Below are 12,726 nucleotides of genomic sequence, written 5' to 3' on the forward strand. Positions count from 1 at the left end.
GACACACGGCCTCGGTCGACTGTCGCTGGTGGTGAGGGAGAAGCTCCAGAGGAGGAGTCAGTGGGCCGACGTGGCCAACGCAGGTCTGGGGGCACCCGGACCGCCCAGCGCAGCAGGCGCGTGCGCGACCTCGACAACGAGGGCATCATCCCCGTGCTCGCCCGCGCCGTGCGCGAGGTGGAGAACGGGGTCGCACGCGGCGACGTACGCCGTTCGCTGCGCACCAAGTTCCAGGTCGTCGCGCTGCTGGTTCGTGAGGAGCGCGCCCGGGTCCGGGCCGACGCGGACAGCTCGGAGTCCCACAAGGCCGAGCAGCTGAAGCGGCTCGACGGTGTCGCCACGATCCTCGCCAAGACTGCCGCCCGGGACCCGTCCCTGCTGTCCCTCCTCGCCGAGGACGCCGACGTGTCCGACGCGGCCAAGGACCTCAAGCGCGAGATGCTCGTCGCCGCCGGCCTCGAGGTGCCCGAGGAGGAGGAGCCCGAGGCCGAGGACGAGGCGCTGGCCAGGGTGGCCACGAAGCGCGTCGTCCCCCAGTCGGTCATCCAGCGCCAGCTCGCCAACCCGTTCCTCACCCCTGACTTCTCCGGCGCCCAGCACCGTCATGCGCAGCCGCGCCGGCTGGCCACCTGGGAGCTGATCGGACCGCTGCTCAGCTCGTTCGAGCGGGCGTCGTCCGGCGCGGTCAGCTGCATGACCCTGCCGCCCCCCGGGTCGCTCGACGCCCCAGGTGACCTCGAGCTGATGCCCCACCAGGCCCAGGTCGTCGCGGCCGCCGCCGCGGGTCACCGGACCTTCCTGCTCGCCGACGAGCCCGGGCTCGGCAAGACCGCCCAGGCCCTGCTCGCCGCCGAGGCCGCGAAGGCGTTCCCGCTGCTCGTCGTCGTGCCCAACGTGGTCAAGGCCAACTGGGCCCGCGAGGTCGGGCTCTGGATCCCGCACCGCCCGGTCACGGTCATCCACGGCGACGGAGAGGACACCGACGCCTTCGCCGACATCATCGTGGTCAACTACGAGATCCTCGACCGGCACGTCGGCTGGCTCGGCGACCTCGGGCTGCGCGGGATGGTCGTGGACGAGGCCCACTTCATCAAGAACAAGTCCTCGCAGCGGTCCCAGAACGTGCTCGCCCTCGCCGAGCGGATGCGGGTGCGGATGGCCCGGCCGCTGATGATGGCGCTCACCGGCACCCCGTTGATCAACGACATCGACGACTTCCGGGCCATCTGGCAGTTCCTCGGCTGGATCGACGACAAGAAGCCGCTCGGCGACCTCATGCATCACCTGGAGGAGACCGGGATGACCCCGGCCGAGCCGGCGTTCTACGCCGCGGCCCGGACGGCGGTCATCGAGATGGGCATCGTCAGGCGCCGCAAGATCGACGTCGCCGCCGACATCCCGGCCCGTCGGGTCGCCGACCTCCCGGTCGAGCTCGACGACGCCGCGGGTCGCTCGATCCGCGAGGCGGAGCGCGAGCTGGCACGCCGGCTCGTGTCGCGCTATCTCAAGGCCCTCGAGACCAGGACGTCGGGCCCGACAGTCACCGGGCCGGACGGCATCGACCACGAGCTGGTCCGCCGGGTGGCGACCTGGGAGCGCGACGACACCACCACGGAGAAGTCCGAGGACAACGTCTTCACCCTGATGCGCAAGCTCGGACAGGCCAAGGCCGGGCTCGCGGCCGACTACGCCGCCCAGCTGGCCCGCAACGTCGGCAAGGTCGTGTTCTTCGCCAAGCACATCGACGTGATGGACATCGCCGAGAAGACCTTCGCCGAGCGCGGGATCCTCTACTCGACGATCCGCGGCAACCAGAGCGGGAAGGCGCGCGAGGAGAGCATCGCGGCGTTCCAGAAGGACCCCGACGTCCAGGTCATCGTCTGCTCGCTCACCGCGGCCGGTGTGGGGGTCAACCTCCAGGTCGCCTCCAACGTGGTGCTCGCCGAGCTCTCGTGGACCGACGCCGAGCAGACCCAGGCCATCGACCGGGTGCACCGGATCGGGCAGGCGGAGCCGGTCACCGCGTGGCGGATCATCGCCTCGCAGACGCTCGACACGAAGATCGCCGAGCTCATCGACAGCAAGGCCGGCCTGGCCGCCCGCGCTCTCGACGGCTCCGACGAGGAGGTCTCCTCCTCGGTCGACGTCCAGCTCGAGGCGCTGGTCGCGTTGCTCACGGAGGCACTCACCGAGCGCACCGCCTGAGGCCGTCTGGTCTGGACCCTCTGCGACAGCCAAGAACTGTCGCGCCGGTCACCCGTGACCCGGAGAAGGCACCTGCGTTGATCCGGGCGGAGGAGTGTGACCGCAACACCGGGAGGGACGAGCGTGATGGAGATGTGGCGCCGGGTGCGCACCCACAGGGTGGGCCGTCATCTGCTGCGCTTCCGCCCGCTGTCCATCGTCTTCGCCGTGGCGATGGTGCTGGGCACCGCCTCGGCCACCGCCGAGGCGCCGACCGGTGAGGTCATCCGCGACACGCTCAAGGCCCAGGACGTCAGGCTCTCGATCCCACCCACGGCCGACCCCAAGGGTGTGGCGATCTTCTTCCACGGACAGACCGGTGGCGTGGACAACCGGATGGACGAGCCCTGGCTCCAGGGGCTCGTGCGTAGTGGCTGGATCGTCGCCTCGTCCGACTTCCACACCGCGTCGTGGGGCAACGAGGTGTCCACCGAGGACACGCTGCTGCTCGCCGAGTGGGCGACCGAGCAGACCGGGGAGCCGGTGCGGCTGTTCGTGTCCGGGTCGATGGGCGCCACCGTCTCGCTGAACGCGATGACGCACGGGGTGGAGGCCCCGGCCTGCTGGTACGGCGTCAAGCCGGCCGTCGACCCGACCAGGATGGACGCCGTGCCCGGCGCCAGGCGGATCATCAAGGAGGCCTTCGACGGCCAGCCCATCCCCGCCGACCGCAACCCGGCCCTCAACATCGACAAGTTCTCCACCAAGACCCGCTACCGGATCGTGGCCTCCGTCAACGACCAGTGGGTGCGCTACGACGAGAACGCCGGCCTGCTCGCCGAAGGCCTCGAGGCGCGCGGCGCCCAGGTCAGCATCCTCCCGGTCACCGGCACCCACGACGACCCGCTGCACTTCAACGTCGGCGACCTCATCGACTTCGCCTCTACCTGCGGCGTCTAGCGAGCACTAGATCCACCGTGAGAACCAGATCCGGTCGAGCCACTCAGCGTGGGTCAGCAGGTCGTAGGTCAGGACCGGCCAGAACCACGCGAAGTTGAGCATCGTCACGACCAGGAACGACCCGGAGACCACGACGCCGAGGGTGCGCCGGGCTGTGGGGGCGCGGCTGGGTCCGATGAGCTTGCCCATCGCCAGGGTCAGCGCCAGGACCAGGAACGGTAGCGTCGCGATGGCGTAGAAGAAGAAGATCGGCCGGTCGTCGTAGCGTAGCCACGGCAGCCAGGTCGAGGCCACGCCGACGACCACCACGCCGAACCGCCAGTCCCGGGCGGCGACCCACATCGCCACCGCGAACAGCACCGCGACGACGCCGCCCCACCAGATCGCCGGCGTGCCGATCAGGACGACCTGGCGCAGGCAGTCGCTGCCGGCGGCGGCATCACAGCCCTGCTCGCCGGGCTGGATGTTCGTCTCGACCGCCACGCTCACCGGCTTGTTGATCAGCAGCCAGCCGGAGGGCTTGGAGGCGTAGGAGTGGTCGCTGCAGGATAGGAAGTGGGCGTGGAACGTGTAGACGTCCTGGTGGTAGTTGGCCAGGGAGCGCAGTGACTGGACAACCTCGCCGAGTCCGCTCGCGTCCGGCTGCCGGGCGGTCGGCCAGCGGTCGTCGGTGGGGTCGGGGTCCACGAACTTCTTGTCCTCGCACGAGCCCGCACCGCTGAAGCGGGTGTACTGCGTCGAGGAGAAGGCGTCCTCGTAGTCCGAGGCGTGCAGCAGCCAGCCCGTCCACGTGGCCGTGTAGACCAGGCCGCCGAGGACGACGACGGACACGAACGCCGGCAGCCCGTCGGCGACCGCCGAGCGCACGAGCGGGAAGCGGACCCCGAACGAGCGCCGGGCGCCGGCGCTCCAGATCCAGACCATGATCCCGAACGCCGCCATCGGGAACAGCGCCGTCCACTTCGTCCCCACGGCCAGCCCCCAGAACACCCCGCTCGCCAGGAGCCACGGGCGCACCAGCAGACCGCGGACCGGGCCCCACGAGGCCGTGTCGACCACCGGGTCGGGCTGCAGCCGGGCGAGCCGGGCGCGGTGCCAGTCCCGGTCGGCGACCATGCAGGTCACGCCGAGGAGCATGAACAGCGCCAGGAAGATGTCGAGCAGCGCGAGCCGGGACAGGACGAAATGGAGCCCGTCGAGGCTCAGGAGCAGCCCGGCCGTGCAGCCGAGCAGCGTCGAGCCGGTGAGCCGCCGAGCGAGCCGGCACATCACCAGCACCATCAGCGTGCCCGCGACGACGGCAGCGATGCGCCAGCCGAACGGGTCCATGCCGAACGCCTTCTCGCCGAGCGCGATCAGCCACTTGCCCGCCTCGGGGTGGACGATCAGGGACGGGTCGTCCTTCCAGATCCCGGTCGTGGTCCCGTCCAGGATCTTCTCGTTCGCCTCGTCGACGTACTGCCGGACGTAGCCGTGGTTGGCGAGCGACCACGCGTCCTTGGCGTAGTAGGTCTCGTCGAACTCGAACTTCTTCGGCGAGCCCAGGTCCCACAGCCGCAGGAACAGCGCCAGACCCGCGATGCCGAGGCTCGCGGCCCAGCTGACCACCGGGTCCTCGCTGTCGGCGCGCCGGGCCCGCTCCCACGCCGTCGGCCGCTCCACGCGGGCGACTGTAGTTGTCGGTGGTCGAGCAGCCGGTCTCTGGTTGGTCGAGCAGCGAGCGCCAGCGAGCGTCGTCGAGACCTGGTGGGCCGGGGCTGGGACTCAAGAACCGCAATTCGTCGAGGCGGGTGGCTTCGGCGGACCGGCCCAGGCGAGCTTCACGGGGCGGCGACGCGCAGGACGGGTGAACGCCGAGCCGACACCGAGGTTGTGCATGAAGAGCCGTTTCTCGAGGTTGACAGTGCTGCCGACGTAGAACGAGCCGTCTGCGCACTCGAGGATGTAGGTGTGGGGCATGCACCCGGTATGCCCGCTACCTGCTGCACCGAGCGGGACCGAGCCTGTGGATAGCGGGTGGGGTCGAGCGGGTGCCTTCCTGTCGGTGGTCTCGACGACGCTCGCTCCTTCGTCGCATCGCTGCTCGACCACCTCGGGTCGCTCGGCCACCTCGGCTGCCCGACCACCTCGGCTCCCCGACCACCTCGGGTGACCACCTAGCCTGAGCGGCATGACCGGCGTCCTCGTTCTCGCGGCGACGCCGATCGGGCGGGTGGGGGACGCACCGCCGAGGCTGGCCGAGGAGCTCGCGGGGGCGGACGTGGTGGCTGCCGAGGACACCCGGCGGCTCAAGCGGCTCACCGACGACCTCGGCATCACGCTGCGCGGACGGGTCGTCTCCTACTTCGACGGCAACGAGACCGCCCGCACGCCGCTGCTCGTCGAGGCGCTCACCGCGGGCCAGCGGGTCGTGCTGGTGACCGACGCGGGGATGCCGAGCGTCTCCGACCCCGGCTACCGGCTGGTGCTCGCCGCGTTGGCGGCCGGCGTCGTCGTCACCGCGGTGCCCGGGCCGTCGGCGGTGCTGACCGCGCTGGCCGTGAGCGGGCTGCCGGTCGACCGCTTCTGCTTCGAGGGCTTCCTGCCGCGGAAGGCCGGGGAGCGCGGCCGGCGGCTGGCCGGACTGGCGGCCGAGGACCGGACGATGGTGTTCTTCGAGGCGCCGCACCGCACCGAGGCCACGCTGGCCGCGATGGCGGAGGCCTTCGGGCCGGACCGGGCCGCCGCGGTCTGCCGGGAGCTGACCAAGACCCACGAGGAGGTACGCCGGGGGCCGCTGGCCGACCTGGTGGCGTGGGCCGGCGACGGCGTACGCGGCGAGGTGACCCTGGTCGTGGCGGGCGCCGACCCGGTGGCGGCGGTCGGGGACGACCCCGGAACACTGCGGGCAGCCGTGGCCCAACGGGAGGCCGACGGCATGACCCGCAAGGAGGCGATCGTGGAGGTCGCGAAGCTGGCCGGCGTGCCTCGGCGCGAGGTCTACAACCTCGTCCACGCGAAGGCGGACCAGGGGTGACCCGGCTGCTCCGCTACCGCCACGACGGGCTCACCTTCGACGTGACCGACCAGGGCCCGCTCGAGGGTGACCCGGTGGTCCTGCTGCACGGCTGGCCCCAGCGGGCGTCGTCGTGGCGTGGGGTGACGCCGCTGCTGCACGCCCGCGGGCTGCGGACCTACGCCCCCGACCAGCGCGGCTACTCCACGGGTGCCCGGCCGACCCGCAGGCGCGACTACGCCATGCAGCGGCTCGTCGGCGACGTCGTCGCGCTGATCGAGACCATCGGCCGGCCGGTGCACCTGGTGGGCCACGACTGGGGCTCGGCCGTCGGCTGGCTGGTCGCCGCGCAGCGACCGGACCTGGTGCGCACCTGGACCGCCGTGTCCGTGCCCCATCCCAAGGCCTTCGCCAAGGCGATGCTGACCTCCCGGCAGGGCCTGAGGTCCTGGTACATGGGCGCCTTCCAGCTGCCCGGCGTCGCCGAGCGGATGGCCGAGAAGGGGCGGTTCGACGTGCCGATGCGCAAGGGCGGCATGACCGCCGACGACGTCCGCCGCTTCCACGAGGAGGTGGTCGACGACGGCGCGTTCCACGGTGGCCTCATGTACTACCGGGCGATGCCGTTCGCGTTCGGAGCCCTGAAAGACCCGGTCGTCCGGGTGCCCACGACGTTCGTCTGGAGCGACGGCGACGTGGCGGTCACCGAGGCCGGTGGCCGGCTCACCCCGCAGTTCGTGGAGGCGCCCTACGAGGCCGTCACCCTGTCCGGCGTCAGCCACTGGATCCCGACTGAGGCGCCGGAGCTCCTGGCCCAGCACATCCTCGAGCGGATCGACAGCGTATGAGTCGACAGATGAGTCGACAGGGTCTCGACCTCCCACCCGCCCCGGAGCCGCTGCCGCGGCCGGTCGCAGACAACCACTGCCACCTCGACATCGCCCGGGACGGGGATGCCTTTGCGGTGGACGAGGCGCTCGCGGCCGCCGCGGAGGCCGGGGTGACCCGGATCGTGCAGATCGGCTGCGACCTGGAGCGGGCGCCGTGGGCGGTCGAGGCGGCCGCGGCGTACGACGCCGTCGTGGCCGGCGTGGCCCTGCACCCCAACGAGGCGCCCCGGGTCGCCGACCTGGACGCGGCGATGGCCCAGATCGAGGACCTGGCGCGCACCCACGACAAGGTGCGGGCCGTGGGTGAGACCGGCCTCGACCACTTCCGGACCGGCGAGGACGGCCGGGCGGCCCAGGTCGAGTCGTTCCGGCGGCACATCGACCTGGCCAAGCGGCTCGACAAGACCCTGGTGATCCACGACCGCGACTCCCACGCCGAGGTCCTGCGGGTGCTGGACGAGGAGGGCGCGCCGCAGCGGTGGGTGATGCACTGCTTCTCCGGCGACGCGCTGTTCGCGAGGGCCTGCCTCGACCGGGGGGCCTACCTCAGCTTCGCCGGGACCGTCACCTTCAAGAACGCCGAGCCGCTGCGTGGGGCGCTGCGGATGACCCCCCTCGACCGGGTGCTGGTGGAGACCGACGCACCCTTCCTGACGCCCGCACCCCACCGGGGCCGGACCAACGCGTCCTACCTGGTGCCGCTCACGATGAGAGCCATGGCGCAGGAGCGTGGTGAGGACCTCGAGTCCCTCTGCGAGGCGGTCGACACCAACACCAGCACCGCCTTCGGGGGCCCCTGGGGCGACTGATCGGCCACTGAGAGGCTGCTCACACTCCCCGTGGGGCCGATCGTTGCCATTTTGCAATCTGGACCGGGTCGCTGGTCTTCTGGTTGATCGATGCGTCCGAGATTCCTGCACTTCCTCAATGTCTCGAGCACCCGCCCGCGGCTGCTCGTCGCGCTCGCGACGGTCGTCGCACTGGCCGTCGGCGGCACCGTCGCCGGCTACGCCGCGCTGACGTCGTCCTACCAGCTGACCCTCGACGGCGAGACCCGCGAGGTGTCCTCGACCGGTGACACCGTCGCCGAGGTGCTGGCCGCCGAGGGGATCGAGGTCACCGAGCACGACCTGGTCGCCCCCGAGCTGGACGAGCCGGTCACCGAGGGCAGCCGGATCGTCGTCCGGTTCGGCCGCCCGGTCGAGCTGACCGTCGACGGCGAGACCTCGACGCACTGGGTCACCTCCACCGACGTCGCCGGCGCGCTGAGCGAGCTCGGCACGCCGTACGGCCGCGCCGAGCTCTCCACCAGCCGCAGTGCCGCCATCGGCCGCGACGGTCTCGCCCTCGAGGTCGTCACCCCCAAGAACCTCGTCCTGCGCCTGGCCGGCGCCAAGCCGGTCACCCGCACCGTCACCGCGCTGACCGTCGAGGACGCCCTGGCCGAGCTGGGTGTCGAGGTCGGCAAGATCGACCGCACCAAGCCGGCGCTGGACACGCGGCTGACGGACGGTGACCGCATCGTCTTCACCGACTTCCGGATCGCCAAGCGCACGGTCAAGGCCGAGCCGGTGCCCTTCGAGACCGTCGAGGAGCCGGACGACTCGATGTATGAGGGCCTGAGCGTCACCGAGCGCGAGGGCCAGACCGGCACCCGCAACGTGACCTACAAGGTCGTGTTCAAGAACGGCAAGCTCCTCCGCAGGACCGTGCTGAAGCAGAAGGTGCTCACCAAGCCCGTCTCCGCCCTGGTCCGGGTCGGCACCGCCTCGGTCGCCAGCTATGGCGGCAGCGGGGTCTGGGACCGGCTCGCCGAGTGCGAGTCCGGCGGCAACTGGGCCGCCAACACCGGCAACGGCTACTACGGCGGCCTGCAGTTCAGCCTGAGCACCTGGCGCGCCTACGGCGGCACCGGCCTGCCGAGCCAGCACAGCCGCGAGACCCAGATCGCCATCGCCACCAAGCTCCGCGACGCGTCCGGTGGCTACGGCGCCTGGCCGCACTGTTCCGCTGCGCTCGGTCTGCCGCGCTGACGCTGGGACCCGACCCTAGGCTGGAGGTCATGTCCGCACCGGTGGCTCTCCTCGGCGCGGCTGAGATCAGGCGGCTGGCCGACGAGCTCGACCTGCGGCCGAGCAAGCAGCGCGGACAGAACTTCGTCATCGACGGCAACACCGTGCGCCGGATCGTCCGGGACGCCGGCGTCGGCCCCGACGACGTGGTCCTCGAGGTCGGTCCCGGGCTGGGGTCCCTGACGCTGGCGCTGCTCGAGGTGGCCGAGCATGTGGTGGCCGTCGAGGTCGACGCCCGGCTCGCCCAGCGGCTGGCTCGCACCGTCGGCGAGCACGCGCCCGACCTGGCCGAGCGCCTCACCGTGGTCGAGGGGGACGCGCTGCGGCTGACCGCGGTCGACCCGGCGCCGACGGCCGTGGTCGCCAACCTGCCCTACAACGTGTCCGTCCCGGTCCTGCTGCACCTGCTCGCGCTGCTCCCCGACCTCCAGAAGGGCCTGGTGATGGTGCAGGCCGAGGTCGCCGACCGGCTGGCCGCGCCGCCCGGCTCGCGCACCTACGGCGTGCCGTCGGTCAAGGCCGCGTGGTACGCCGACGTACGCCGGGTCGGGACGGTGTCGCGCAGCGTGTTCTGGCCGGTGCCCAACGTCGACTCGGGGCTGGTCGGCTGGACCCGCCGCGACCCACCCCGGACGACCGCGAGCCGGGAGCAGGTGTTCGCCGTCGTCGACGCCGCCTTCGCCCAGCGGCGCAAGACCCTGCGCGCCGCCCTGCGCCCGATGGCCGGCGACACCGCCACCGTCGAGGCCGCGCTGGCCGCCGCCGGCGTCGACCCGACCGCGCGCGGCGAGGTGCTCGACGTGGCGGCGTTCGCCCGGATCGCCGAGGCACTGGGGTGAGGCGCCGATGACCTACACGGTGAGAGCCCCCGCGAAGATCAACCTCCACCTCGGCGTCGGGGCGCCGCGCGCCGACGGGTTCCACCCGCTGCTGACCGTCTACCAGGCTGTCGGGATCTGCGACGACGTCACGGTGTCGCGCTCGGCCGGCTGGAGCCTCGGGGTGACCGTGCCGGACTGGGTCGACCCCGACCTGGTCCCGGTCGCCGGCGACAACATCGTCGACCGGGCGGCCCGGCTGCTGGCCGAGCACCACGGCATCGAGGCGATCGCCGAGGTCAGCATCGCGAAGGCGATCCCCATCGCCGGGGGGATGGCCGGGGGCTCCGCCGACGCCGCGGCCGCGCTGGTCGCGCTCGACCGGCTGTGGGGGGTCGACACCAGCGACGAGGACCTGCTGCGGATCGCGGCCGAGCTGGGCAGCGACGTGCCGTTCGCACTGATCGGCGGCACCGCGCTCGGCACCGGCCGGGGCGAGCTCGTCGAGCCGGTCCGCGACGACGGGACCTGGTGGTGGGTCGCGGTGATCGACACCGACGGCATGTCGACCCCGGAGGTCTACCGGCACTTCGACGAGCTCAACCCGGACGCCGACCCGGTACCGCCGGACGCGGACGACCTGCTGGAGGCCATCGACACCGGCGACCTCCACCTGCTGGCGGCCTCCCTCTACAACGACCTCCAGGAGGCGGCGTTCGACCTCCGGCCGAGCCTGTCCGACGTCATCGACCGCGGCACGCGCGCCGGTGCGCTGCGCGGCCTCGTCTCCGGCTCAGGGCCGACCTGCGTCTTCCTGACGGAGTCCGCCGACGCCGCCCGCGAGGTCGCCGGTGCGTTCACGCAGGACGGTCACGAGGTCGTCCTGGTCACCCACGGACCGGTCGCCGGCGCACACGTCGTCACCTACGACTGACGTGGCCCACCCATGACCAACATCGTCAACCTCGAGCGGGTCTCCAAGGCCTACGGCGTCCGCCCGCTGCTCACCGACGTCTCGCTGGGCGTCGCGGTGGGCGAGCGGATCGGGGTGGTCGGCCGCAACGGCGACGGCAAGACCACGCTGCTGCGCCTCCTCACCGGCGACGAGACACCGGACTCCGGGCGGGTGTCGCAGCAGCGGGGCCTGTTGGTCGGCTACCTCCGGCAGGGCGACGAGCTCGACGACACGCATACCGTGCGGGAGGCGGTGCTCGGCGGGCTCGCCGACCACGAGTGGGCGGCCGACCAGCGCACGCGTGAGGTCGTGGAGGTGCTGCTCGCCGGGGTCACCCTCGACCGGGCGGTGGCCGGACTCTCCGGCGGCGAGCGCCGGCGCTGCTCGCTGGCGGCGCTCCTGCTCGGCTCCCACGACCTGGTCGTCCTCGACGAGCCGACCAACCACCTCGACGTCGAGGCCGTCGCCTGGCTGGCCCAGCACATGGCGACCCTGCCCTCCGCGCTCGTGGTGGTCACCCACGACCGCTGGTTCCTCGACGCCGTCTGCGAGCGCACCTGGGAGGTCCACGACGGCGTCGTCGACAGCTATGAGGGCGGGTACGCCGCGTTCGTGCTGGCCAAGGCCGAGCGGTCGCGCCAGGCGGCCGCGTCGGAGGGGCGCCGCCAACAGCTGGTCCGCAAGGAGCTCGCCTGGCTCCGACGCGGACCGCCGGCGCGGACCTCCAAGCCGAAGTTCCGGATCGACGCCGCCAACGCGCTCATCGACGACGTACCGCCGCCCCGGGACCGGTTGGAGCTGCAGCGGTTCGCGAGCCAACGCCTGGGCAAGGACGTGCTCGACGTCGAGGACGTCGACCTGCGCCGCGGGGAGCGGACGCTGCTCTCCCACGCCACGTGGCGGCTGGGCCCGGGCGATCGCGTCGGCATCGTGGGGGTCAACGGGGCGGGCAAGTCGTCGGTGCTCGGCCTGCTGTCGGGCGAGCTGGCGCCGACCGTCGGCCGGGTCAAGCACGGCCGCACCGTGGCGCTCCAGCACCTGACCCAGCACCTCGACGACCTCGATCCCGAGGCGCGGGTGCTCGCGACCGTCGAGTCGATGCGCCGGGTGACGAAGACGGCCGACGGCGAGATCACGGCGAGCGCGATGCTCGAGCGGTTCGGCTTCACCGGCGACCGGCTGACCGCCCGGCTGGGCGACCTCTCGGGCGGCGAGCGGCGGCGCTTCCAGCTGCTCCGGCTGCTGCTCACCGAGCCCAACGTGCTGCTGCTCGACGAGCCGACCAACGACCTGGACATCGAAACCCTCAACGTCCTCGAGGACTACCTCGACGGCTGGCCCGGCACGCTGGTCGTGGTCTCCCACGACCGCTACTTCCTGGAGCGGGTCGTCGACTCGGTCTGGGCGCTGCTCGGCAACGGCCAGATCTCGATGCTGCCGAGGGGTGTCGACGAGTACCTGGAGCGGCGTGCTGCCGACCTCCACCTCGCCGAGTCGGCGTTACTGAACGTCAGTAACGCCGACTCGGGGGCCGGACGGCCCGCCAGCGAGCGCGAGTCGGCGCTACTGAACGTCAGTAACGCCGACTCGGCGCCGTCGAGGGCGGTGAAGGCCAAGCCCGGCAGTGCCGAGGAGCGGGCGGCCCGCAAGACCATGGCTCGCCTGGACAGGCAGCTCGAGCGGCTCGCCGCGCGGGAGGCCGAGCTGCACGCGGCGCTGGCCGAGGCCGCCTCGGACTACGAGCGGCTGGCGGGCCTGGGCGCCGAGCTGGACGGTGTCCTGGCCGAGAAGGAGGCCGCCGAGCTGGAGTGGCTGGAGGCGGCCGAGCTGCTGGAGTGAGCTGCTGGATCGA

At 72.1% G+C, this 12,726-nt stretch carries 11 protein-coding genes; 9 read left to right on the top strand and 2 right to left on the bottom strand.

The window, feature by feature from the left end; translation table 11 throughout:
* The first annotated feature begins 120 nt into the window (after window positions 1-120).
* Entirely contained in the window at window positions 121-2,205 is a 2,085-nt protein-coding gene (locus ACYVC6_RS10030) for a DEAD/DEAH box helicase (protein ID WP_460713553.1), read from the top strand.
* 96 nt (window positions 2,206-2,301) lie between these two features.
* Entirely contained in the window at window positions 2,302-3,144 is an 843-nt protein-coding gene (locus ACYVC6_RS10035) for an alpha/beta fold hydrolase (RefSeq protein WP_460713555.1), read from the top strand.
* 6 nt (window positions 3,145-3,150) lie between these two features.
* Here ACYVC6_RS10035 and ACYVC6_RS10040 read toward each other — a convergent pair whose 3' ends face one another.
* Both ACYVC6_RS10040 and ACYVC6_RS10045 read right to left on the bottom strand, forming a co-directional pair.
* Window positions 3,151-4,806 carry a dolichyl-phosphate-mannose--protein mannosyltransferase gene (locus ACYVC6_RS10040; protein ID WP_460713557.1) on the bottom strand — a complete coding sequence of 552 codons (1,656 nt, stop codon included), beginning with the start codon at window positions 4,804-4,806 and terminating at the stop codon, window positions 3,151-3,153.
* Window positions 4,807-4,908: 102 nt separating this feature from the next.
* Entirely contained in the window at window positions 4,909-5,103 is a 195-nt protein-coding gene (locus ACYVC6_RS10045) for a GIY-YIG nuclease family protein (protein ID WP_460713559.1), read from the bottom strand.
* A 211-nt stretch (window positions 5,104-5,314) separates the two neighbouring features.
* Here ACYVC6_RS10045 and rsmI point away from each other — a divergent pair, with 211 nt between their 5' ends.
* The 7 genes from rsmI (at window position 5,315) to ACYVC6_RS10080 (ending at window position 12,713) form a co-directional block, all read left to right on the top strand.
* Window positions 5,315-6,160 carry a 16S rRNA (cytidine(1402)-2'-O)-methyltransferase gene (gene rsmI / locus ACYVC6_RS10050; RefSeq protein ID WP_460713561.1) on the top strand — a complete coding sequence of 282 codons (846 nt, stop codon included), beginning with the start codon at window positions 5,315-5,317 and terminating at the stop codon, window positions 6,158-6,160.
* The gene (locus tag ACYVC6_RS10055) at window positions 6,157-6,987 is read left to right on the top strand and encodes an alpha/beta fold hydrolase (RefSeq protein WP_460713563.1); all 831 of its coding nucleotides are present in this window, start codon (window positions 6,157-6,159) and stop codon (window positions 6,985-6,987) included. The genes rsmI and ACYVC6_RS10055 overlap by 4 nt, the downstream gene beginning before the upstream one ends.
* 8 nt (window positions 6,988-6,995) lie before the next feature.
* Entirely contained in the window at window positions 6,996-7,838 is an 843-nt protein-coding gene (locus ACYVC6_RS10060) for a TatD family hydrolase (RefSeq protein WP_460713565.1), read from the top strand.
* A 90-nt stretch (window positions 7,839-7,928) separates the two neighbouring features.
* The gene (locus ACYVC6_RS10065; protein WP_460713566.1) at window positions 7,929-9,062 is read left to right on the top strand and encodes a ubiquitin-like domain-containing protein; all 1,134 of its coding nucleotides are present in this window, start codon (window positions 7,929-7,931) and stop codon (window positions 9,060-9,062) included.
* A 29-nt stretch (window positions 9,063-9,091) separates the two neighbouring features.
* Window positions 9,092-9,940, top strand: coding sequence for a 16S rRNA (adenine(1518)-N(6)/adenine(1519)-N(6))-dimethyltransferase RsmA (rsmA, locus tag ACYVC6_RS10070; protein WP_460713568.1), 849 nt, complete (start codon window positions 9,092-9,094; stop codon window positions 9,938-9,940).
* Window positions 9,941-9,947: 7 nt separating this feature from the next.
* Window positions 9,948-10,853 (top strand): 4-(cytidine 5'-diphospho)-2-C-methyl-D-erythritol kinase, encoded by a 906-nt coding sequence (locus tag ACYVC6_RS10075; RefSeq protein WP_460713570.1) that lies wholly within the window; start codon window positions 9,948-9,950, stop codon window positions 10,851-10,853.
* 12 nt (window positions 10,854-10,865) lie between these two features.
* A complete protein-coding gene (locus ACYVC6_RS10080) occupies window positions 10,866-12,713 on the top strand; it encodes an ABC-F family ATP-binding cassette domain-containing protein (protein WP_460713572.1) in 1,848 nt (615 codons plus the stop codon).
* Window positions 12,714-12,726: the final 13 nt, after the last annotated feature.

Source organism: Nocardioides dilutus (assembly GCF_054779555.1).